This is a genomic window from Mycobacterium sp. (genome assembly GCF_035570115.1).
Taxonomy (GTDB): domain Bacteria; phylum Actinomycetota; class Actinomycetes; order Mycobacteriales; family Mycobacteriaceae; genus Mycobacterium.
The window spans coordinates 1-21,517 of record NZ_DATMLH010000034.1 but is presented as its reverse complement, the minus strand read 5'-3'; the positions used below and the strand labels follow the sequence as shown (position 1 = coordinate 21,517).

At 65.2% G+C, this 21,517-nt stretch carries 21 protein-coding genes and 1 pseudogene; 16 read left to right on the top strand and 6 right to left on the bottom strand.

Translation table 11 applies throughout. The features are described from left to right. A partial coding sequence (locus tag VNW74_RS02480; RefSeq protein WP_325675024.1) for an amidase family protein occupies positions 1-340 on the bottom strand: 340 nt, incomplete at its 3' end. Between the two features lie 37 nt (positions 341-377). After that, positions 378-1,493, bottom strand: coding sequence for an alanine dehydrogenase (gene ald, locus VNW74_RS02475; RefSeq protein ID WP_325675023.1), 1,116 nt, complete (start codon positions 1,491-1,493; stop codon positions 378-380). Positions 1,494-1,610: 117 nt separating this feature from the next. Between ald and VNW74_RS02470 the strand changes: the two genes are divergently transcribed. The 4 genes from VNW74_RS02470 (at position 1,611) to VNW74_RS02455 (ending at position 6,052) form a co-directional block, all read left to right on the top strand. Continuing rightward, on the top strand, positions 1,611-2,126 hold the full coding sequence (locus tag VNW74_RS02470; protein WP_325675022.1) for an Lrp/AsnC family transcriptional regulator: 516 nt from the start codon (positions 1,611-1,613) through the stop codon (positions 2,124-2,126). A 102-nt stretch (positions 2,127-2,228) separates the two neighbouring features. Then, positions 2,229-3,149, top strand: coding sequence for a metal-dependent hydrolase (locus tag VNW74_RS02465; RefSeq protein WP_325675021.1), 921 nt, complete (start codon positions 2,229-2,231; stop codon positions 3,147-3,149). Between the two features lie 14 nt (positions 3,150-3,163). Further along, positions 3,164-4,960, top strand: coding sequence for an SDR family oxidoreductase (locus VNW74_RS02460; protein ID WP_325675020.1), 1,797 nt, complete (start codon positions 3,164-3,166; stop codon positions 4,958-4,960). 9 nt (positions 4,961-4,969) lie between these two features. Beyond that, entirely contained in the window at positions 4,970-6,052 is a 1,083-nt protein-coding gene (locus VNW74_RS02455) for a PDR/VanB family oxidoreductase (protein WP_325675019.1), read from the top strand. 13 nt (positions 6,053-6,065) lie between these two features. Here VNW74_RS02455 and VNW74_RS02450 read toward each other — a convergent pair whose 3' ends face one another. Then, positions 6,066-7,436, bottom strand: a complete 1,371-nt coding sequence (locus VNW74_RS02450; RefSeq protein WP_325675018.1) for an HNH endonuclease signature motif containing protein — start codon at positions 7,434-7,436, stop codon at positions 6,066-6,068. A gap of 113 nt (positions 7,437-7,549) precedes the next feature. Between VNW74_RS02450 and dapB the strand changes: the two genes are divergently transcribed. The 3 genes from dapB to VNW74_RS02435 are packed head-to-tail and all read left to right on the top strand — an operon-like array spanning position 7,550 to position 9,230. Beyond that, on the top strand, positions 7,550-8,287 hold the full coding sequence (gene dapB / locus VNW74_RS02445; RefSeq protein WP_325675017.1) for a 4-hydroxy-tetrahydrodipicolinate reductase: 738 nt from the start codon (positions 7,550-7,552) through the stop codon (positions 8,285-8,287). 11 nt (positions 8,288-8,298) lie between these two features. Further along, complete coding sequence (locus VNW74_RS02440; protein WP_325675016.1) at positions 8,299-8,778, top strand: hypothetical protein; 480 nt, start codon at positions 8,299-8,301, stop codon at positions 8,776-8,778. Next, complete coding sequence (locus VNW74_RS02435) at positions 8,775-9,230, top strand: flavodoxin family protein (protein ID WP_325675015.1); 456 nt, start codon at positions 8,775-8,777, stop codon at positions 9,228-9,230. The genes VNW74_RS02440 and VNW74_RS02435 overlap by 4 nt, the downstream gene beginning before the upstream one ends. A 92-nt stretch (positions 9,231-9,322) precedes the next feature. Here the strand turns inward: VNW74_RS02435 and VNW74_RS02430 are convergent, their stop codons facing one another. Then, the gene (locus VNW74_RS02430) at positions 9,323-10,381 is read right to left on the bottom strand and encodes an LpqN/LpqT family lipoprotein (protein ID WP_325675014.1); all 1,059 of its coding nucleotides are present in this window, start codon (positions 10,379-10,381) and stop codon (positions 9,323-9,325) included. A gap of 77 nt (positions 10,382-10,458) precedes the next feature. Here VNW74_RS02430 and VNW74_RS02425 point away from each other — a divergent pair, with 77 nt between their 5' ends. Further along, a complete protein-coding gene (locus VNW74_RS02425; RefSeq protein ID WP_325675013.1) occupies positions 10,459-11,097 on the top strand; it encodes a hypothetical protein in 639 nt (212 codons plus the stop codon). A gap of 34 nt (positions 11,098-11,131) precedes the next feature. After that, positions 11,132-12,460: a sterol desaturase family protein gene (locus tag VNW74_RS02420; RefSeq protein ID WP_325675027.1), complete on the top strand. Its 1,329-nt coding sequence runs from the start codon at positions 11,132-11,134 to the stop codon at positions 12,458-12,460. Positions 12,461-12,469: 9 nt separating this feature from the next. Here VNW74_RS02420 and VNW74_RS02415 read toward each other — a convergent pair whose 3' ends face one another. Both VNW74_RS02415 and VNW74_RS02410 read right to left on the bottom strand, forming a co-directional pair. Next, positions 12,470-12,760: a CDGP domain-containing protein gene (locus VNW74_RS02415; RefSeq protein WP_325675012.1), complete on the bottom strand. Its 291-nt coding sequence runs from the start codon at positions 12,758-12,760 to the stop codon at positions 12,470-12,472. Between the two features lie 30 nt (positions 12,761-12,790). Further along, a complete protein-coding gene (locus VNW74_RS02410; RefSeq protein WP_325675011.1) occupies positions 12,791-13,102 on the bottom strand; it encodes a CDGP domain-containing protein in 312 nt (103 codons plus the stop codon). Positions 13,103-13,248: 146 nt separating this feature from the next. On the opposite strand from VNW74_RS02410, the gene VNW74_RS02405 reads away from it, so the two are divergent. The 7 genes and pseudogenes from VNW74_RS02405 to VNW74_RS02375 all read left to right on the top strand — a co-directional run. Continuing rightward, entirely contained in the window at positions 13,249-16,455 is a 3,207-nt protein-coding gene (locus VNW74_RS02405) for an acetyl-CoA carboxylase family protein (protein ID WP_325675026.1), read from the top strand. Positions 16,456-16,547: 92 nt separating this feature from the next. Then, entirely contained in the window at positions 16,548-17,195 is a 648-nt protein-coding gene (locus tag VNW74_RS02400; protein ID WP_325675025.1) for a TetR/AcrR family transcriptional regulator, read from the top strand. A gap of 117 nt (positions 17,196-17,312) precedes the next feature. Then, a complete protein-coding gene (locus VNW74_RS02395; RefSeq protein WP_325675010.1) occupies positions 17,313-18,146 on the top strand; it encodes an SDR family oxidoreductase in 834 nt (277 codons plus the stop codon). A gap of 46 nt (positions 18,147-18,192) precedes the next feature. Beyond that, a complete protein-coding gene (locus tag VNW74_RS02390; RefSeq protein WP_325675009.1) occupies positions 18,193-19,434 on the top strand; it encodes an acyl-CoA dehydrogenase family protein in 1,242 nt (413 codons plus the stop codon). A gap of 1 nt (position 19,435) precedes the next feature. After that, the gene (locus VNW74_RS02385) at positions 19,436-20,215 is read left to right on the top strand and encodes an SDR family oxidoreductase (protein WP_325675008.1); all 780 of its coding nucleotides are present in this window, start codon (positions 19,436-19,438) and stop codon (positions 20,213-20,215) included. After that, the gene (locus tag VNW74_RS02380; protein WP_414686581.1) at positions 20,175-21,239 is read left to right on the top strand and encodes a phosphotransferase family protein; all 1,065 of its coding nucleotides are present in this window, start codon (positions 20,175-20,177) and stop codon (positions 21,237-21,239) included. The genes VNW74_RS02385 and VNW74_RS02380 overlap by 41 nt, the downstream gene beginning before the upstream one ends. A 17-nt stretch (positions 21,240-21,256) precedes the next feature. After that, positions 21,257-21,517, top strand: a pseudogene (locus VNW74_RS02375) (acyl-CoA dehydrogenase); the annotation flags it as partial.

Sequence of the window (21,517 nt, the reverse complement as noted above, 5' to 3'; positions counted from 1 at the left end):
GGCGGTAGCGGGTGACCAATGTGGTGTCGGCATCCGATATCACCTTCTCGTTTTTGAATGCGAGGTTGCCGTTGCTGATGGGCTGCCCGGCATAGCCGGCGAACAGGTCCTTGATCAGGAATGGCACGCCACGGAAAGGCCCGTCGGGCAGCTCAGCGCGGGCCGTGTCGCGGGCATGATCGAACCAGCGGATCACCACTGCGTTGAGCACGGGGTCGATGCGCTCGATGCGCTCGATGGCCGCTTCGAGCAATTCGAGCGGCGTCACCTCACCGTTTCTCACCAGGGCGGCCTGGTCGACCGCATCCATCCAACGGGTCTCGTCGGCGAGTGAACTCACGCGGTCTGTGTAGCACGCGGCTACTGCGGGCAGTCCGTCAGGTCAGCACGACGGCGGGGTCGGTGAACGGCAGCGCCAGGTCGGCGGCCACCCGCTGACACAGCAGGGCTCCGTCGTGCGTCGAAAGGCCTTTACCGAGCGCAGGATTCGACTGACAAGCCGCTTGCCAACCGTGGTCGGCGAGTTCGATCACATAGGGCATCGTGGCGTTGGTCAACGCGAACGTCGACGTTTTCGGCACCGAAGCGGGCATGTTCGCCACGCAGTAGAACAACGTGTCGTGGACGGCGAACGTCGGGTCGTCATGCGTGGTCGGGCGGGAGTCCTCGAAGCAGCCACCCTGATCTATGGCAATGTCGACCAGCACCGCACCCGGTTTCATCTGCGCGACAAGAGAATTCGACACCAATTTGGGAGCCTTTGCGCCGGGCAGCAGCACAGCGCCGATGACCAGGTCGGCGTGCTTCACGGCTTCCTCGAGCTCCAAGGTGGTCGAGTAGCGGGTCTGCACTCGGCCGCCGAACACGGTGTCGAGATCGCGCAGCCTGTTGAGGTTGACGTCGAGGACCGTGACCGTTGCGCCCATCCCGTCGGCGACACGGGCGGCGTTGTAGCCCGCGGTACCCCCGCCGACAACGACGACGTTGGCCGGCTCGACACCGGGCACGCCGCCCATCAGCACGCCGCGGCCGCCGTGGGTGCGCATCAGGTGATAGGCACCGACCTGAGCGGACAGCCGCCCGGCGACCTCGCTCATCGGCGCCAGTAGCGGCAACGCGCCGTCGGCGGTCTGGACGGTCTCGTAGGCGATCGAGGTGGTGGCCGAAGCCAGCAGCGCGTCGGTGCAGGCACGGGAGGCGGCCAGGTGCAGGTAGGTGAACAGGGTCTGCTCGCGCCGCATCCGGGTGTACTCGATCGGCATCGGTTCCTTGACCTTGAGCACCAGATCGCCCTGGGCCCACACCTCCTCTGCGGTGGCGACCACTTGCGCGCCCGCGGCCTTGAAATCGCCGTCGGCGATTGCCGAGCCCTCGCCGGCGCCGGCCTGGATCAACACCTCGTGACCACGGCGGGTCAGCTCGGCGACGCCGGAGGGGGTGATCGCCACTCGGAACTCGTTGTTCTTGGTCTCGGTTGGAATTCCGACGTACATGATGGCTCCCTAGAATCGCCCGACCCGCCTGAATCGCCGGCAAAGACCTCAACTCAATTGTGAAGAAAGCTCGGACATCATTCAAATACCATGAAGACACGTCTGTAAGATCGACTAATGCCCGCAGAAATTACGGAAAGTGCGGCCAATAATCGAGTGACGCCGAAGGATCTTCGGTCGGCCGGTCTCGACCACGTGGACCGCCGAATTTTGAGCCTGCTGCACGCGGACGCGCGCATCACCAACAGCGCGTTGGCCGCCGAACTCGACATCGCCGCGTCGACCTGTCACGGCCGGGTCCGGAGGTTGGTGGACTTGGGTGTGATTCGCGGCTTCTACGCGGACATCGACCCGGTCGCGGTCGGATTGCCGCTGCAGGCGATGATCTCGGTCAGCCTGCAGTCCCACGCCCGCGGCAAGATCCGCGACTTCATTCAGCAGATTCGGCGCAGGCCCCAGGTGATGGATGTCTACTTCCTGGCCGGTGCCGACGATTTCATCTTGCACGTCGCTGCTCGCGACACCGAGGACCTGCGTTCATTCGTCGTGGAAAACCTGAACGCCGACGCCGACGTGGCCGGCACCCAGACGTCGCTGATCTTCGAGCACCTGCGCGGGGCCGCGCCGACTTAGAATATTTTCCCGATACCGGGGGTACCGGGTATGCTGCTGTGCGAGCGGGCCTTAGACATTAGGCTTGACTTTGTAAAGCTGAGCTGAAGGCGGGGATGCACGATGTTCACGGTCAACAACGACGCTGTCGGTCCGCATCTGTCACCTCGGGGGGCGCCGGACGAGCACGAACGACTGGTCCTCGAGGCGCGCGACGTCGACTTCGACTGGGCGAAGCTGCCGTTCCACTACGTGCCGGGTGAGCCGTTCACCACCCATATGCTGAATGTCCTGCACCTGCTGCTGCCCGCCGGCGAAGAGTTCTTCGTCGACGTATTCAAAAAGACCTTGCCGTTGATCAAGGACGACCAACTGCGGCTCGACGTGCAGGGATTCATCGGCCAGGAGGCGATGCATTCGCAAGCGCATTCCGGTGTGCTGAACTACTTCGCCGCCAACAATGTCAACGTGACGCCGTTCACCGACCAGATGGCCTGGTTGTTCGGAAAGCTGATCGGCGACCGGCCCGGGTGGAGTCTGCGACGACGGCACAGCTGGTTGCTTGAGCAGGTGGCGATCGTAGCGGCAATCGAGCATTACACCGCGATCCTGGGCGAATGGATTCTGGACACTCCGCAGCTTGACGCGGTCGGCACCGACCCGGTGATGCTGGACATGCTGCGCTGGCATGGCGCGGAGGAAGTCGAGCACAAGGCCGTCGCCTTCGACGTGATGAAGCATCTACGGGCGGGGTACGGGCGGCAGGTGCGCACCCAGCTGGTGGTCACGCCGATGATGCTGCTGATGTGGATGCGTGGGGTGCGATTCATGTATTCGGTGGACCCGCAGCGAACGCCCGGAGCCAAAGCGCGCTGGCGAGATTACTTCAACGCCGCGCGACGTGGTCTGATGCCTGGGCCGTTGCGTTTCATACGGGTTATCGCCGCCTACTACAAGCCGAATTTCCATCCGTCACAGCTGGGCGGGGTCGAGCGGGCGGTCGACTACCTTGCCATTTCGCCCGCCGCCCGCGCCTCCCACTGAGCCAAGAGGAATCGATGACCACCATTTCGGCTAGCACTTCTGCCGAGCCGACCCGTACCACCGTGACCGCCTCCGACGGCGTCACGCTGGCCGTGCACGCTTATACCGAAATCGACCGGCAGCGTCCGACCGTTCTCGCGATTCACGGCTACCCCGATAACCATCACCTGTGGGACGGGGTGGCCGCGCACCTAGGTGGCCACCCCAAGGGCCGGTACAACTTGGTGGCGTATGACGTTCGTGGAGCGGGCGAATCCGCCCGCCCACCCGGCCGGTCCGGCTACCGCTTTCCCCAACTGGTCTCCGATGTCGGTGCGGTGATCGATAGCCTGGGTGTCGATCAGGTGCACTTGCTGGGCCACGATTGGGGTTCCATTCAAGGTTGGGCGGCGGTCACCGACGACGCGGTGATGAGCAAAATCGCATCGTTCACGTCGATCTCGGGACCGCACTTGGATTACGCGGGCAAGTTCTTGCGGTCGCCGCGCACTCCGCGCGGCGTCTTTGATGTGGTCAGGCAGCTGCTGGCGTCGGGTTATATCTGGTTCTTTTTGAGCCCCGGTCTGCCGGAGTTGATGATCCGGTCCGGATTGGGTGTGAAAGTCATTGACGCCTTTGGGCGTATCGGCAACTCGAGCACCCGGACCGAATCTCACGCGCCGGTCCGGTCAACCGGCGACTACGTGAATGGCCTCAACCTGTACCGGGCCAACATGCCCGCGCCATTTCTTGCCCCCGGCGCGCAGCTGCCTGCGACCAAAGTTCCGGTGCAGGTGCTGGTGCCGCGCAAGGACATCTTCGTCACGCCCGCGCTGCAGCGGTTCACCGGATCAATCCCGTTGGGCGGCAGGGTTATTCCGATCGAAGGCGGCCATTGGGTGGTGACTTCGCGGCCGGACGTCGTCGCCAGGCTGACCAGCGAATGGATCGACCACGTCGTCAGCGGCGCGGCGTCGGCGGGCGCATCCGTCGTGGGCACCGGACGGCGTGACGTTCGTGGCAAGCTCGCGCTGGTCACCGGGGCGGGCGCCGGGATAGGCCGGGCCACCGCACTCGAGCTGGCCCGGAAAGGTGCCCGCGCCGTCATGATCGTCGACCGCGATCTCGCCGCGGCAGAGGAGACTGCCGCAGCGGTCCGGGACGTTGGCACCGATGCCGCCTTCTACCAGGCCGACGTCGGCGACGAAACGACGATGAACAAGCTTGCCGCGCAAGTCAACAACGAGCACGGCGTGGTGGACATCCTGGTGAACAACGCCGGCATCGGGATGGCGGGTCGGTTCCTGGAGACGACGCCGGCGCAATGGGACAACATCTTGGCGGTGAATCTGCGCGGCGTGCTCAATGGCAGCCGGGCGTTCGCAACGCAGATGGTCGACCGCGGCCAAGGCGGCACCATCATCAACGTGTCGTCGGCCGCGGCGTTTCTCCCGTCGAAGTCGATGATCGCCTATGGCACGACCAAGGCCGCGGTGCTGGCGTTCAGCGAATCACTGCGCGCCGACTTGGCCGACGAAGGCATCACCGTCACGGCGGTCTGCCCGGGGTTCGTCAACACGAACATCGCCAAAAGCACCGTCTACGCCGGGATGACGGTCGACGAGCAGGAACGTGCTCGGCAGAAGGCCGACACCGCGTACCGCCGTCGCAACTACACGCCCGAAGCCACCGCCAAGGCGATCGTCAAGTCTGTCAAGACGGGCCCGCCGGTGCTGCCGATCGCGGCCGAATCGAGGGTTGGTTATGCGATGCGCCGGATCAGTCCGTCGTTGGTCCGGCTGTTGGCGCGCTACGACATCCGGCAGCAATAAGAATTGACATTGGCAGTGCCGCAAAGTATCTGGGCTAGCAGGCCCGCCGACATCTACGGTCGCCGCAAGCGGGACCGTCTCTACACGGCGTTGTGGGGTGTAGGCGTGGTGCTCGGCGGTTTCGCCTCGGCGACGCGGTGGAAACCGTCGCGGGTCGTGCCGGTCGGCCGGACGCATACCGCCGTTGTCACCAAGCGGGAGCTGCTCAGCCCGGACGTCGTCGCGTTGACCCTGGCCGACGCCGGTGGGGGATTGCTCCCGTCGTGGACGCCCGGTGGGCATATCGACGTGCAGCTGCCTTCCGGCCGTCGTCGCCAGTACTCGCTGTGCGGTCCGCCGGGGCGGCGGACCGACTACCGCATCGCGGTACGCCGGATCGCCGACGGCGGCGGCGGTTCGATCGAGATGCACGACGCGCTCGACGTCGGCGACTCGCTGGTGTTCGAGGGTCCACGTAACGCGTTCTATCTCGGTGCAGGTGAGCGTGACGTGTTATTCGTGATCGGCGGAATCGGGGTGACCCCCATCCTGCCGATGCTGCACGCCGCACAGCAGCGCGCAATCAATTGGCGCGCAGTCTATGCGGGTCGCAGTCGCGAATACATGCCGCTGCTCGACGAGGTGGTGTCGATGGCTCCCGACCGGGTCACCGTATGGGCCGACGACGAGCGTGGTCGATTCGCCGGTGCCGACGATTTGCTCGTCGGCGCCGGGCCGACGACTGCGGTGTACGTCTGCGGGCCGGCCGGAATGCTGGAATCGGTGCGCATCGCCCGCGACGAGCACGCCAATGCGCCACTGCATTACGAGCGGTTCAGCCCGCCTCCGGTTGTCGACGGTGTGCCGTTCCAGCTGGAACTTGCGCGATCCCGCCGGGTGCTCGACGTTCCTGCCAATCGGTCTGCGCTCGATGTCATGCTCGACGATGATCCGACGACGGCATACTCTTGCCGGCAAGGGTTTTGCGGGACGTGCAAGGTCAACGTCCTCAGCGGGCAGATTAATCGCCGCGGTCGCACCGCAGAGGCCGACGGCGAGATGCTGGTCTGCGTCTCACGCGCCACTGGCCGCCGTGTGGTGATCGACGCCTGATCGCCGACAGCGGTCAGGCGCCCGCCGGCTCGTCGCCGAAGAACCGTTCGGGATGGTGATAGTCGTTGGTTCGGGCTTGGCCGTGGTCGAGGTGCGGCGGCGGAATCCACTGGGTTTGACCGTCGGCGAGCTTGATTGTCCGCCAGCCTTTATCGGCTAACGTGTGATCGGGTTTGCAGGCGAGAGTCAGGTTATCGATATCGGTCAGGCCGCCGCGGGCCCAATCCTCGACATGGTGGACTTCGGTCCAGTATCCCGGCGCGTCGCAGCCCGGGGCCGTACACCCGCGGTCCTTCGCATAGAGCACTACACGCTGATCCGCGGACGCGATGCGTCGGGAGCGCCCTAGATACAAGGGGCGGCTTTGGTGTTCGTCGAACACCGCCAGGTAGTGGTAGGCGTGGCCGGCCATGCGGATCAGGTCGCGCATAGGCAGCAGTGTCCCGCCACCCGTCACCGCGTGCCCGGCGCCTGCGGCGAGTTCCCGCAGCGTGGTCGACACGATGACAGTTACCGGTAATCCGTTGTGCATTCCGAGTTTCGGGTCGCCCAGCTGGCCGCGCACCAAGGCGTTGAGTGCGTCGTGTTGACGCTGAGCATGACTGCGCACGTCCTTGTTGACGAGATCCTGGTCGGGTTCGCTTACGACGCATGGGCTTTCATCTTCGGGATTGCACATGCCCGGGGCGGCGAACCGGGCCAGCCAGGCGTCGAGGTTGGCCCGCAGCTCCGGAGAAGCGACGAGCTTGCCGAGACTCATTCCGTCGGGCCGCTGTGCCGACCAGGTAAAGCCGCGATGACGCGCGCGGTCGACGTCCGAGAACTTCCCATCGGGATTGATCAGCACGGCACACCGGTTGGCCACCTTCTCCAGCTGGTCTGGCCGCAGCTGGGCTGACTGCTCGGCCAGGAAGCGCTCCGCGCACTCAACTGTGTCGACAGGGGTGTCCGCCGGCAGGTCACGCACGAATGTCTGGATCACCCGCAGGTGCTGCTGATCGAGCATCCCGGCCCGCCATGCCTGGGCAGTCGCCGGCAACTCCGGTGGCAGCGTTTCGCCGGTAATCGTCATCCGCGGGGTGAGCTGTTCGGCATCACGCATCCGACGGCGCGCTTCTGCGCAACTGATTCGCAACCAGTCCGCGATAACCCTGTGGACCGGGCCGCCGACGTCGGCCGGATCCTCCTTGGTCAAGCCGGCGATCAGATCGTGGCTGAGCACCGCCTCCCGACGCCGCGCGCTCTCAAGCCGCTGCAGTGCTTGCAACCGAACCGCAGGCGCGTAGGTGTCGAAGTCCAACTCGCCGATCGCCGCCGAGGCGGCGTCTAGCGCATCGAAGGCAGCCGCCAGCTCAGGCGGTGCGGCGATGCAAGTCGAACCCATGTTCGAAACGTTACCCACGTCCACGCGCGTCGGCCGCCGCCAAATCCCCAACTGTGGATGGCCGCCGAACTGTGGATAACTGACACCAGGGCAGCCCCGTCTAATGTGAAACCATGCGGGTAGCGGTGCTGGGATCGAAGGGCAAAGTCGGCGCGACCATGGTGCAGGCGGTGCAGGCCGCCGAGGATCTGACCCTGTCCGCCGAGGTAGACGCCGGTGATTCGCTGAGCCTGCTGACCGACAACAAAACCGAGGTCGTCATCGACTTCACCCATCCCGATGTCGTGATGGACAACCTGAAGTTCTTGATCGACAACGGGATTCACGCTGTCGTGGGCACCACCGGCTTCACCGACGAACGACTGCAACAGGTGCGGGCGTGGCTGGCCGCCGAACCCGACGTGTCGGTGCTCATTGCGCCCAATTTCGCCATCGGCGCGGTGTTATCCATGCACTTCGCTAAGCAGGCGGCACCCTTCTACGAATCGGTCGAAGTCATCGAACTGCATCACCCGCACAAGGCCGACGCACCCTCGGGAACGGCCGCGCGAACGGCCGCGCTTATCGCTGAGGCACGAAAAGAGTTGCCGCCCAACCCCGATGCCACTACAACGAGCTTGCCCGGCGCCCGCGGCGCCGACATCGACGGCGTCCCGGTGCACTCGGTGCGATTGGCCGGGCTGGTGGCCCACCAGGAAGTGTTGTTCGGCACCGCGGGAGAGACCCTGACCATCCGGCACGACAGCATGGACCGCACGTCGTTCGTGCCCGGTGTGCTGTTGGCTGTCCGTCGGGTCGCCGAACACCCGGGCCTGACGGTAGGGATTGAATCTCTGCTTAACCTGCAATGACCGGGACTGGCATGTCTGGGCGCATTTTGCGCCTGAAGCTGACGATCGCCTTCATGTGCGCGGCGCTTCTGGTGTACCTCGTGTTGCTTGGCCGGACTGCCGTGCTGATGATCAGCTCTGGGCGGGCCGTCGCCGTCGTGTTAGGTGTGGCGCTGTTGATACTGCCGGCCATCGGCCTATGGGCGATGGCCGCCACGTTGCGTGCCGGCTTCGCCCACCAGAAGCTGGCCCGACTCGTCGCCGACGACGGGATGGAGCTCGATGTCAGCGCGTTGCCGCGTCGACCGTCCGGTCGCATCGAGCGCGACGCGGCCGACGCGCTGTTCGACACGGTCCGTGCCGAACTGGACAGCGATCCGGACGACTGGCGGCGCTGGTATCGGCTGGCGCGCGCCTACGACTATGCGGGAGATCGCGGTCGCGCGCGGGAAGCGATGAAGACCGCCGTGGAGTTACATGGTGCACTACAGGGTCGCGAGGGTCGCGAATGAGTAAGACGCTGTTGGTGGTTCACCACACTCCATCGCCGCACTGCCAGGAGATGTTCGAGGCGGTGGTGACCGGGGCGACCGACCCCGAGATCGAAGGCGTTGAGGTGGTACGCCGTCCGGCGCTCATCGTGTCACCGGTCGAGATGCTGGAAGCTGACGGCTATCTACTGGGCACCACGGCGAACCTTGGCTACATTTCGGGTGCGCTAAAGCACGCGTTCGATTGCGCCTATTACCAGTTGCTCGATATCACCCGTGGGCGCCCGTTCGGCGTATACCTGCACGGCAACGAGGGCACCGAGGGAGCCGAGCGCGCTATCGACGGGATCACCGCCGGGCTGGGGTGGGAACGGGTCGGGGAGACCGTCATCGTGTCGGGCAAGCCGACCAAGCCTGACCTTGAGGCGTGCTGGAATCTCGGCGCGACGGTTGCGGCCACACTGATGGAGTGAGCAGTCGATGGGCTCCGCGATGTACGAGTCGTCAATATTCCATTTTCGAGACGATGGCGCCGTTCGACTTGTTGGCATCGGCACGGCCTGGCTTATCCAAAGGGGAAGACGATAGCTGATTTCGTGTCAATTTCATCGAGACCGAGGCCTGCGGCATTCATCTGATTTGAAAGGCAGTTGAACCAGAGTTGTAGCATGTATAAGCCGTTCTGGCTGGGGATGATCGCCGTTTGCAGGTGGACGACCTGGATTTCGCCGTTCGGATTTACCCAGGTGCCGCCGAGTTCGTTGGCCGCGTAGCCGTCAAGAACACCGCTGCTACCGCTGCCGATTTGGTGAAACCCGTTTAGATTCTTGACTTGACGCGGCGCCCGGTCGATGATCGCCTGCGCATCCACATTGCCCGTAAATTTAGACACCTTGGCGACGATGCTGGGTGGTGATGTCGCAGCGGAAAGTGCCGCTTCGGGCCCGGTGTAAAACATTGCTGTGTAGGCCCAGGCGGGTATGTTGGCGCTAGCGGTCCACCCGGCTGGACACGGAAGATTTATGACGGGTGCGCCGGCGTCGCCACGATGTACGGTTATTTCTGTGATCCCGTTCTGCTGAACGTAGTCTTCGATTGTCTGATAGTGAATTGGCGGTGTCGCGGTTCCTGGTGCTCCCCAAGCAGGCCCGGTAGGCGGGGGAAACCTGCTGGCAGGCCACCAGTCGGCATAGCCTCCGCCATAAACGTCCGGGATCCTCATAAATGGCGGGTGCGGATTAAGAATCGGCAGGTCGGGGCGGTAGGGGTTAGAGTGCGTCGGGCTATGCGGGTCCGGGCCGTGCGGGTCGGGGCCGTGCGGATCCGAACACATGGCAATCCCTTTCAAGTCTCCGAGCATTCGAAACCCGAGTTTATCGTCGCAGCTTGAGCAGCGCGGCAAAAACAGAGCAACGCGTCTTGCTGCGAGCATCCTCGGATGTGCATCCAAGCGACTTCCGCGGCGCGAAAGCCCCACAGATGAAAGCAACAGCGCGCCAACAGCAATCGCGGCCGCGCGCAGCCGGGCGACGGGATCCGATCCGAAATTCCCGTCGGCTGCCGACCTGATCCCTAATAGCGGTGGCAGGCCAAGATCACCGTGAATTCTCACCGCTTCAGTCAAATGAATGACACTGTGCGGGTAGCACACCATACTGGGTTTGCCACCCGGCATATCACGCCGACAAACGGAGATAGGCGATGAAGCTCGGATTTGTTGTCCCAGTGGCCGAGGGTTTGGTCGTGGTCGCCGCTTTGGCGGGCTGTTCACATAATGCGTCGAACGCCAACATCCCTCAGGTCGATGTGTCCGGCAGCGTCGCAGCGGTATCCAGACTGCTGAAGGGCGCACCCGCGACGTTCGCCTCGACCCCGCCGATCGATTTCGGAAATGGAACCTCAGTCACCCCGGCTCTCGGCTGGACGATCCAAAATCAGGACGCGAATCAGGTGACACTGGTCAACGGATCGGGCTCGTGGTCCGTCCCCACCCAGATGATCGTCCAGGTCAAGGACGCTGATTCCACAGATATCCAGCAGGCACTCTTAGCCGACATCCAGGCGGCGAATTCGAACTATAAAGGGGGCCTGCAGGGGGTAATGCCGGATCCGCCGACGACGTTGCAGGGCAGCAACTTCCAGCAGAAAATGAGTTCGCACTACATGGCCAACCTGATCACACAGTGGGGCACAACGGTGGTCTACGGGGTTGTCACCGAGCTGCTGAATCCCTCCACGCGACTGTCGTCCTTCATCAACCTGTATTCCAACCAGTCCGACGCATTGCGGGCAGCCGAACCCGATGCCGACGCCATGATCTCCTCGATGCTTACCAGCTGAGCAACACGCTTGCCGTGATGCTGATCGAGTGAGCATGCTGGATGTCATGCATTCCGAACGCCGCATGGTGGCAGCGCTCATAGCGTTGCACGCGCTCGAGATGGCCGGGCTGCTGGGCGCCGTGGTCGCCACCGCGCATGCGGCGCACACGCATCCAGGTCGCGGCATGGCCTTAGCGACGCTGTTGCTGCTGGTGACGATGCTGCCGGTCGGATTGCAGGGTTACCGGCTACTCGCCGGGCGCAGATCACTCAACGTGGCTGGGCTGGCCGCGCAGTCGGGAATCATTATGGTTGCGATCGCGGTGGCCACCCAAAACCTGGCCGCCGGTGGGATCGGGATCGTTGTGGGGTGTTCGGTGTTGGCCGGTTGGGGCCGGCTGGCCAAGACCGGTTCGCTTAAGACCGGTTCGGTCAGTGCGGGGCCTTCGCCGCGGACCGTGTACGTGGCACCGACTGGTTCGAGCGCACAGATCGGGATCAGCGGTGCGGTGTTGGCGGTGCTCACGACGTTGGTGGTGCTGGCCGCGCTGAGCGTGCGCAGCGGCATCGTATTCGGGCTGGTCGTGCTGGCGGTCATCTTCATTCCGCTCGAGCGGGTGTGCGCGCTGCATCCGCGTGGGGTGCTGCGCCCAGGGTGGCGCACCGATCTGGTGCACTATCTGGTCAACGGTGCCGCGTTGAAGCTTGGCTTGGTCGTCTCGGTGGTCGTGGTCGGTGGCGCGTTGCGGGTATTCGTCCCAGGGCCGCTGCGCACGGCCGTCGGCGCGAGTCCGGGCTGGGTGCAGATCTCAGCGGGCTTGGCGATCGCCATGGTCGGCGGGTACGCCGGACACCGTGCCGCTCACGAGGTGCCGGTGCTGTGGCGATTCCACCGGGTGCATCACAGTGTGCGCGAGATGGACTGGCTCGCCGCCAATCACCTGCATCCCGTTGACGAGATCTTTGGTCGATCCGTTGCGGTCCTGCCGTTGTACGCGCTGGGCTTCGGCCGAGTCAGCCTGGGTGCGTTCATCGTCCTGCTCACGGTGCAGGCCATTTTCATCCACGCCAACGTCCGGATCAGGCTGGGCCCACTGCGCTGGGTGATCGCCACCCCGCAGTTCCACCACTGGCATCACGCCCGAGAGCCGCAGGCCTACAACACCAACTTTGCCGGCGAGTTCCCAGTGCTGGACGCCTTGTTCGGGACCCTGTACCTTCCCGCGGACCGCTGGCCGGCGCAGTACGGTATTGACGACACCGAGCCGGCTGGCTACCTGCGTCAGCTCGCGTGGCCGCTGCGGACCCGGTGCGCGTCCGGCTCCGGGGCGGCGCGCCCAGAAGTGGTCAGTGCAGCGGTGCCGGCTCAGCTCATGGAATGAGTAGGCCTGCTACGGGTCGATGTGCGTTGGTGGCGTGCTCAATACGGGGTCATCGGAAGGTGGAACGCCGGCGCTCATCAGGTAGCAGTCGGTCTCGTCGAGATTGCGAACCCCGTTCGGGTAATACGTCACGCAGCGTTGCCACATGCCGTCCTCGGTGACGGGGTCGTCGCACATCTGTGCAAGTGGGTGCCCTGGCCAGTCCGGGTCTATGCATCCTGCGCTTGCCGGGGGCGCCGCGGTAATCAGCCCGCCTGCCGTCACCATGCCAGCCAGACCTGCCACGATGTTTTGCTTCATGGCTCCATCCTTCCGCGAAGGGTTTTCGGCTCAGTCGTCGATGTGCGTCGGTGGGTCATTGAAGGCGAGACCCCAAGGATGCAGGTCAGGCCCCATCACATCGCAGCGCTTGTTGCCCACGCCGTAAGTGCCGTAATTGGGTACGGAGTTGGGCAGGTAGCTATAGGTCGGTTGAAACACCACGCAACGTTGCCACGTGCCGTCAGGCTGGACGGGTCCATCGCACTTACTAATGACATCGATGCCTGTGTACTGGCAGCCGGCGCTGGCCGGGGGCGCTGCGTCAATCAGCCCTCCGGTGATCAGTGCGGCGGCCAGACCCGCGACGAGGTATTGCTTCATGGCTCTCTCCTTTGCATCGCCGCTGGCCACGACACTACTGGTCTGGCGGGCAGCGTTTGCTGCGTTCGACCGAAGTTTGCTGAGCCGCCTTAGCGGATGATGTGATGCGGATGCGATATGGTCAACCCGACAAAGGACCGGATGTGATGCGCCTGCTGATCGCCAATCGTGGTGAGATCGCGCTCCGGATCATCAGAACCGCAACCGAATTGGGACTCGGTACAGTCGCCGTCTACGCCGAGGACGACGCCGACACCCCACATGTACACGCGGCCGATGAGGCGATCGGTCTGCCCGGGGCCGGTCCGGCCGCCTACCTGGACCACGCCGCGATCCTCGCGGCAGCCAAGAAGTCCGGCGCCGAGCTGATCCATCCCGGCTACGGGTTTCTCAGCGAACAGCCGGAATTCGCGCGTGCTTGCGCGACGGCGGGGTGTACGTTCGTCGGGCCGGACGCCGCCGCACTGGAGATGTTCGGTAACAAGTCGTCGGCCCGTCGCGCCGCGGCGGCGGCCGACGTGCCGGTACTGCCGGCCACCGAGGGGCCCAGCAGCGTCGAGGACATTCGTGCGTTCGCCGCGGCTCAAGCCGGCGCGATCGTGATCAAAGCGCTCGCCGGGGGCGGCGGCCGCGGAATGCGAATAGTCGACAGCGCGGAGCACATTGACGCTGCCTATCGGCAGTGCGCTGCCGAAGCCCAACTGGGTTTCGGCGATCCGGCGGTGTTCGCGGAGGCGCATTTGGCCAACGCGCGTCACATCGAGGTGCAGATCGTCGCGGCGCCCGTCGGTCAGGCAACACGGGCGTTGGCGCTCGGCGACCGGGATTGCAGCATTCAGCGGCGCCATCAGAAAGTCATCGAGATCGCTCCGGCGCAGGGTATTTCCGAGACGTTGCGTCGCGAGTTGCACGCGGCCGCGGCCAGGTTATGCGGGCACGCCGACTACCGCGGGCTGGCGACCGTTGAATTCCTGGTCGCCGGTGAGCAATTCGTGTTCCTCGAAGTCAACCCACGAATCCAGGTTGAACACACCATCACCGAAGTAACCACCGGGCTGGACTTGGTGTCGCTACAGCTCGCGATCGCCGGCGGCGCCGCTTTTGACGAGTTGGGACTCCCCGGCGGAATCAGCGCGGACGGCAACGACGTCGCCGGCGATCCGGCTGCAGCACAGGGCATTGCGATCCAGACCAGGGTCAACATGGAGACTCTTGCACCCGATGGGTCGGTGATACCCACGGCGGGCACCCTGACGGTGTTCTCGCCGCCGACCGGTCCCGGCGTGCGCGTCGACACCTACGGCTGCCCCGGACTGACACCGAGCCCGCGCTATGACTCGTTACTGGCCAAGGTGATCACTCACGTACGCGGCTCGTCCTTCCCAGCGGCATTACGCAAGGCAGGCGTGGCGTTGGCGGACTTCCGTATCGACGGCATCCGAACCAACATCGATCTACTGCGCGCGATGCTCTCGGACAGCCGGCTGCAATCAGGTTGGTTGACAACGAGCTTCGTCGACGAGAACCTCACCGCCCTGGTCGGAGCCGCACAGTCTCGGCATGAGACCCGAGTGGCGCCGCTCGAACTGTATCCGGGTGAGGAGGTGCTGCGCGCACAACTGGCGGGGACCGTGGTCGAGGTGGCGCCGGAAGACGCCGAGTTCGCGGCGGGCGCGCAGCTGGTCGTGCTCGAGGCGATGAAGATGCAGCACGTGCTGACCGCGCCGGACGCGGTATGCACGGTCCGGACTCTGGTGGCGCCCGGGCAGGTCGTCGGAACCGGAGACCCGTTGGTGGTCTTCACCCGCACCGGCGCGGGCGCAGGGGCGAAGGGCACTGACAGATTGGCCGCCGTCGATCTGGACCGCGCCCGTGAGGACCTCGACGAGGTCCGCCGTCGTCACCAGCTCACTCTCGATGAGGGGCGATCCGCGGCAGTTGCTAAGCGGCACAAGCAGGATCGACGCACCGCCAGGGAGAACATCGCCGCCCTGGTGGACCCGGGAAGCTTCGTCGAGTACGGTGCGCTGACGCTGGCGGCGCAGCGCAGCAGGCGCTCCGAGCAGGACCTGATCGCCAACACCCCGGCCGACGGCCTGGTCGCCGGGGTCGCGACAATCGGCGGAGCCGAGGCGGTCGTGCTGTCTTACGACTACACCGTGCTCGCGGGCACCCAGGGCATGCGCAACCATGCCAAAACCGATCGGGTCTTCGACCTGGCCGCCCGCAGAAAGCTCCCGGTGGTGCTGTTCGCCGAAGGCGGCGGTGGCCGGCCCGGCGACACCGACGTCGCCAATGTGGCCGGTCTCGATGTGCCGACCTTCCGCGCGCTCGGCGCGCTGAGCGGCCGAGTCCCGTTGGTGTCTATCGTCTCCGGGCGGTGTTTCGCCGGTAATGCCGCCCTGGCCGGGACGTGCGACGTGATCATCGCGACCCCCGACGCCAACATCGGCATGGGCGGTCCGGCGATGATCGAGGGCGGCGGGCTCGGCGCCTACCGGCCGGAGGACATCGGGCCTATCGACATCCAGCGGCGCAATGGAGTGGTCGGCCTGGTTGCCCGTGACGAAGCGCACGCGGTGTCGCTGGCCAAGCAGTACCTGTCGTATTTCGTTGGCAAGCTCGACGACTGGGAGGCCCCGGACCCGCGCCACGCCCGACATGTTGTGCCGGAGAACCGGTTACGAGCCTACGATGTGCACCACGCGATCGAGTCGATCGCCGACGTCGGATCGGTCCTGGAATTGCGGGCCGACTATGGAGTCGGAGTGGTCACCGCGCTGGTCCGCGTCGAAGGTGCGGCATTTGGCGTGCTGGCCAACAGCAGTCATCATCTCGGCGGTGCCATCGACGCCGAGGCCGCCGATAAAATCGCCGATTTTCTCATGCTGTGCCAATCATTCGGGCTGCCGATCATTTCGTTGTGCGACACGCCCGGCTTCATGGTCGGCCCCGACGCCGAAGTCGATGGCGCGGTCCGCCGGATGAGCCGGCTGTTCGTTGTCGGCGCTCGACTGACGGTGCCGTTCGGGATGATCATCCTGCGCAAGGGTTACGGGCTGGGAGCGATGGGTATGGCCGGCGGCTCCTTCCACGCCCCGGAGTTCACGGTGGCCTGGCCGACGGGGGAGATCGGCGGGATGGGCCTCGAGGGTGCTGTGCGGCTGGGATTCAGCAAGGAGCTGGCCGCGGTCATCGACCCGATCGAACGCCAGAACCTGTTCGACAAGTTGGTCGAGGCGGCCTACCAGCACGGCAAGGCGCTGACATCGGCCACCACCTTCGAGCTCGACGACGTGATCGACCCGGCGGACTCGCGGGCGTGGATCACTCGGCTGCTGTTGCCCGACTGAACGCGGTCCTCATTTTCGAATCTGAGGCCAGATTCAAGTAGTCTTGACGAATGGATGCTACTGCGTTCGATGCGCACGACAATGTGCTGTCGATGGAGCCCGCGGCGCCATCGCGGCAACGACCCGCGACGGTGCGCGGAGCCCGGACCCGGGCCGCGTTGATCGCCGCCGCGCGGAAGGTGTTCGAGCGGGACGGCTACGTCGACTGCAAGCTCATCGACATCACCAAGGCGGCCAAGTGTGCGACCGGGTCGTTCTACACCTACTTCGCCAACAAGGCGGAGATCTTTGCCGCCGTCCTCGACGAGGCGCAGCGGGACATGATGCATCCGGGCATGGGCCGGGTGGCTGACCATGATGATCCGTACGCGGTGCTCGAGGCCAGCAATCGGGCATATCTCGAGGCATATCGACGCAATGCCAAGCTGATGGGACTGCTCGAGCAGGTCGCGCAGGTTGATCCCGAGTTCCGCACGTTCCGCCGGCGCCGTGCGGAAGCGTTCGTCCAGCGGAACGCCCGCGGGATCGCCGACTTGCAGGCGCGTGGGATCGCCGACCCCGACGTCGATCCGTTGCTCGCCTCGAGTGCGCTGTCGGGGATGGTCAGCCGGCTCGCGTACAGCGTGTTCACGATGGGCGAGAGCGAGGACGGCGACGGCGAGCCGCCCGAGTTCGAGGTGATGGTGTCCACCCTGACCCGGCTCTGGGCCAACGCACTCCGGTTTCCCGGCCACCGTTGAGTCGCCAGCGTCATCGCGACGAAGTTGAATTTGGCTCCAGATTCAACTACAGTCCGAGCCATCGGACGGAAGCTCGTTTCGACCGCATTCCTTGCCCCCGACGATGAGGACGCTGTTGTGAAGGTTGCCGAAAAAGTCGCTATCGTCACCGGCGGCGGGGGCGGCATCGGCGGCGCGCTGGCCGCGAAGCTGGCTCAGCAGGGTGCCCGGGTAGTGGTCGCCGACCTGGATGCGGACGCCGCGCGTGCAGTCGCGGAAAGTGTGAACGGCGACCGGCCCGGCACGGCCGTCAGCGCCGGCGGCGACGTGTCCGAGACCGAGCAGATCCAACGGCTGATCGATCTCGCGGACAGCGAATTCGGACCGGTGGACCTCTATTTCGCGAACGCGGGCATCACCGGCGTCGCGGGACTCGACATCAGCGAGCGCGAATGGGACCAATCGATCGACGTCAACCTGCGTGCCCACACCCGCGCCGCACAACTGCTGGTGCCCACTTGGGTTGAGCGCGGCGAGGGTTACTTCGTGAGCACCGCCTCGGCGGCCGGATTGCTCACCCAGCTCGGCTCCGCCACCTACGCGGTCACCAAACACGCGGCGGTCGGCTTCGCGGAGTGGCTCAACATCACCTATGGCGACCAGGGAGTACGGGTGAGCTGCCTGTGCCCGATGGGGGTGAACACCAAGCTGTTGTATACCGGCGAGGAGACCGGCAGCGTACTGGGCAACCTCGCCACCCGGGCGGTCACCGCGGCGGGCGATGTGCTGGAGCCGGCCGCGGTCGCTGACATCGTCCTTGAGGCAATCGATGACGAGCGATTCCTGATCCTCCCGCATCCGGGCGTGCTTGACATGTACCGCCAGAAGGCGGCCGATTATGACCGTTGGTTGCGCGGCATGCGCCGTTACCAACGCAGCCTGCTCGACGCAGATTCGGCAGGTTCGTCCTAGACCCGCCGAGACCCGCCGATTTCGCCGAATATCATGAGGAGTTCATATGTCCGTGTTCGAAATGTCTGATCGCACCAAGAAATACCAGGCGGATTTGCTGGCGTTCATGGAGTCGCACGTCTATCCCGCCGAGCCCGTTTACGACCAGCAGATGCGCGAATCCGGCGATCCGCACTTCCAGCCACCCATCGTGGAGGAGCTCAAGGCGGAGGCGCGCCGGCGGGGACTCTGGAACCTCTTCCACCCGCACCCCGAGTGGGGGCCCGGGCTCACGAATCTCGAGTACGCCCCGCTCGCCGAGATCATGGGCCGCAGCCACCTCGCCTCCGAGGCGTGCAACTGCAACGCACCGGACACCGGCAACATGGAGGTGCTGACGCTGTTCGGCACCGACGAGCACAAGCAGAAATACCTCCAGCCGCTGCTGGACGGCACCATGGCCTCCGCGTTCGCGATGACCGAACCGCAGGTCGCCAGCTCGGACGCCACCAATGTCCAGCTGTCGATGACGCGCGATGGTGACGAGTACGTCCTCAACGGACGAAAATGGTTCGCCTCCAACGCTTTACACAAGAACTGCAAGGTCATGATCGTGATGGGTAAGACGGATCCGACGGCCGCCCCGCACCGGCAGCAGTCGATGATGGTCGTTCCCATCGACGCCCCCGGCGTCACGGTGATGCGCGGGTTACCGGTATTCGGGTATCAGGACCGCGAGGGCCACGCCGAAATTGACTTCAAGGATGTGCGGGTGCCACTCAAAGACGTGCTCAAGGGCGAAGGCGAGGGCTTCGCGATCAGCCAGGCACGCCTTGGACCCGGGCGCATCCACCACTGCATGCGCGCAATCGGCATGGCCGAGCGGGCGCTGGAATTGATGTGCAAGCGGGCGCAGTCCCGTGTCACCTTCGGCAAACCGATCAGCGAGAACGCCAACATTCAGGACTGGATCGCCGAGGCGCGCATCGAGATCGAGATGATCCGGCTGCTCACGCTCAAGGCCGCCTACCTGATGGACACGGTCGGCAACAAGGCAGCGCGAACGGAGATCGCGGCTATCAAGGTGGCGGCTCCGAGGGTCGCGCTGACGATCGTCGACCGGGCGATTCAGGTGCACGGCGGCGGCGGGGTGACCGACGACTTCCCGCTCGCCCTGGCGTGGGCGCACCTGCGCACGCTGCGCCTCGCCGATGGCCCGGACGAGGTGCACAAACGTGCCATCGCCCGTCAGGAACTGCGCAAGTACCGAGACCAACCCACCGCGGTCCAGATCGCCAAGGTGAGCTGACGTGTCGTTGGACCTGACCGGCCGCACCGCCATCATCACCGGGGCGTCGCGCGGGATCGGGTTGGCGATCGCGCAGCAATTGGCGGAGGCGGGGGCGAACGTCGTGGTCACCTCCCGCAAGCAGGAGAGCGCGGATGCGGCCGCGGCGCAGATCGGCGACAAGGCCCTGGGCGTCGCCGCTCATGCGGTCGAAGAAGATGCCGCCAAACGTTGCGTCGACCTGACACTTGACCGGTTCGGCAGCATCGACATCCTGGTGAACAACGCCGGCACCAACCCGGCCTACGGCCCGTTGATCGAGCAAGACCACGGCCGGTTCACCAAAACCTTTGAGGTCAACCTGTGGGCGCCGCTGTTGTGGACCTCGCTGGCGGTCAAGGCGTGGATGGCCGAGCACGGCGGCGTCGTGGTCAATACCGCATCCATCGGCGGCATGCATCAGGCGCCGAACACTGGCATGTACAACACGACGAAGGCCGCACTGATTTACGTCACCAAGCAACTGGCGCTGGAACTTTCACCGGGGATCCGGGTCAATGCGATCTGTCCCGGTGTGGTTCGGACCAGGCTCGCCGAGGCGCTCTGGAAAGACCACGAAGAAGCCGTCTCGGCGTCGACCGCGTTGGGGCGGATTGGTGAACCGGCCGACGTGGCGGCCGCGGTCGCGTTCCTGGTGTCGGATGAGGCCAGCTGGATCACCGGCGAGACCTTGGTGCTCGACGGCGGTCAGCGGCTCGGCAATGCGCTCATGTTCCGCGCCGGGGCCGGACTCGGTGGCTAGCTCCGGCGTTGTCGGTATCGATCCGACCGAAGTCGCGGAATGGATCGAGCAGCTCGGGATCACGTTCAGCGCCCCGCTGAGCTTCGAGCGGATCGGGCTGGGGCAGTCGAACCTGACCTACCTGGTGTGTGACGCCCAAGAGCGAAAGTGGGTGTTGCGCCGTCCACCGCTGGGAGACCTGTTGGCCTCGGCGCACGACGTCGCGCGCGAGGCGCGAATCCTGTCGGCGCTGGACGACACGGCTGTGCCTACGCCGCGGGTGTACGGGCTGAGTCGGGATGCCGCCGGCGTCCCGCTGCTGTTGATGGAGTTCGTCGACGGCCTGGTGGTGGACCGGATGCCGATCGCCGAATCGTTGACGCCGCAGCGCCGCAGGCAAATCGGCCTCTCGATGCCCGCCACCCTGGCCAAGATTCACGCCGTCGACCTGGAGAGGGCTGGCCTCGATGACCTGGCCAGCCACAAGCCGTACGCGCAGCGTCAGCTCAAACGTTGGGCCGCGCAATGGGAGCAGTCGAAGACCCGGGACCTGCCCGCCCTCGACGACTTGACCCGCCGGCTGATCGCCGCCGCACCGCAGCGGCAGGAGCTGACGTTGGTGCACGGCGACTTTCACCTGCGCAACGTCATCACCTCGCACACGACCGGTGAGGTCACCGGCGTCTTGGACTGGGAGCTGTCCACCCTCGGCGACCCGTTGGCCGACATGGGTAGCCTGCTGGCGTACTGGCCCCAACCGGGCGAGGAGGACATCGCGGGCGGCTTCGCTGCCACGGCGCTGGAAGGATTCCCGGACCGTGCCGAGATGGCACGGGTATACCTGGCGCAGACCGGGCGGGACGCGGCGACGCTGAAGTACTGGCACGCGTTGGGGCTGTGGAAGATCGCCGTCATCGCCGAAGGTGTGATGCGGCGCGCGATGGACGTGCCGGAGAACAAGGCCGCGGCCGGCACGCCGACCCTGCGATGGATCGACGCGCTGGTATGCAAGGCTCGCGAGGTGGCGGAGGATGCGGGTATCTGAATCGATGGGAGACGCCGATGGGCGCTGAGGAGCAGGCCGAACAAGCGACAGCACTTGATCTGAGCGGGCGAGTGCAGGCGCTGCTCGACGAGCACGATCCGGCAAGCAGTGACCCGCGGGAATTCCTGGCGGCGCGTTTCGACGCCGGCCTCGCGTGGGTGTATTACCCGCGCGGTTCCGGCGGCCTGGAGCTGCCGCGAGGCTTTCAGTCGCAGGTCGAAGCCGACCTCGCCGCGGCGGGCGCGCCGCCCGGGGGCGGACCACACAACGGCATCGGG

What these genes read in the sequence shown, in the direction of transcription:
- VNW74_RS02460 (WP_325675020.1), top strand. Translation starts at nt 3,164, where the DNA reads ATGACCACCATTTCGGCTAGCACTTCTGCCGAGCCGACCCGTACCACC.
- dapB (WP_325675017.1), top strand. Translation starts at nt 7,550, where the DNA reads ATGCGGGTAGCGGTGCTGGGATCGAAGGGCAAAGTCGGCGCGACCATG.
- VNW74_RS02415 (WP_325675012.1), bottom strand. Translation starts at nt 12,760, where the DNA reads ATGAAGCAAAACATCGTGGCAGGTCTGGCTGGCATGGTGACGGCAGGC.
- VNW74_RS02410 (WP_325675011.1), bottom strand. Translation starts at nt 13,102, where the DNA reads ATGAAGCAATACCTCGTCGCGGGTCTGGCCGCCGCACTGATCACCGGA.
- VNW74_RS02400 (WP_325675025.1), top strand. Translation starts at nt 16,548, where the DNA reads ATGGAGCCCGCGGCGCCATCGCGGCAACGACCCGCGACGGTGCGCGGA.
- ald (WP_325675023.1), bottom strand. Translation starts at nt 1,493, where the DNA reads ATGTACGTCGGAATTCCAACCGAGACCAAGAACAACGAGTTCCGAGTG.
- VNW74_RS02405 (WP_325675026.1), top strand. Translation starts at nt 13,249, where the DNA reads ATGCGCCTGCTGATCGCCAATCGTGGTGAGATCGCGCTCCGGATCATC.
- VNW74_RS02380 (WP_414686581.1), top strand. Translation starts at nt 20,175, where the DNA reads ATGCGCTCATGTTCCGCGCCGGGGCCGGACTCGGTGGCTAGCTCCGGC.
- VNW74_RS02450 (WP_325675018.1), bottom strand. Translation starts at nt 7,436, where the DNA reads ATGGGTTCGACTTGCATCGCCGCACCGCCTGAGCTGGCGGCTGCCTTC.
- VNW74_RS02390 (WP_325675009.1), top strand. Translation starts at nt 18,193, where the DNA reads ATGTCCGTGTTCGAAATGTCTGATCGCACCAAGAAATACCAGGCGGAT.
- VNW74_RS02440 (WP_325675016.1), top strand. Translation starts at nt 8,299, where the DNA reads ATGTCTGGGCGCATTTTGCGCCTGAAGCTGACGATCGCCTTCATGTGC.
- VNW74_RS02465 (WP_325675021.1), top strand. Translation starts at nt 2,229, where the DNA reads ATGTTCACGGTCAACAACGACGCTGTCGGTCCGCATCTGTCACCTCGG.
- VNW74_RS02420 (WP_325675027.1), top strand. Translation starts at nt 11,132, where the DNA reads ATGCTGGATGTCATGCATTCCGAACGCCGCATGGTGGCAGCGCTCATA.
- VNW74_RS02425 (WP_325675013.1), top strand. Translation starts at nt 10,459, where the DNA reads ATGAAGCTCGGATTTGTTGTCCCAGTGGCCGAGGGTTTGGTCGTGGTC.
- VNW74_RS02435 (WP_325675015.1), top strand. Translation starts at nt 8,775, where the DNA reads ATGAGTAAGACGCTGTTGGTGGTTCACCACACTCCATCGCCGCACTGC.
- VNW74_RS02470 (WP_325675022.1), top strand. Translation starts at nt 1,611, where the DNA reads ATGCCCGCAGAAATTACGGAAAGTGCGGCCAATAATCGAGTGACGCCG.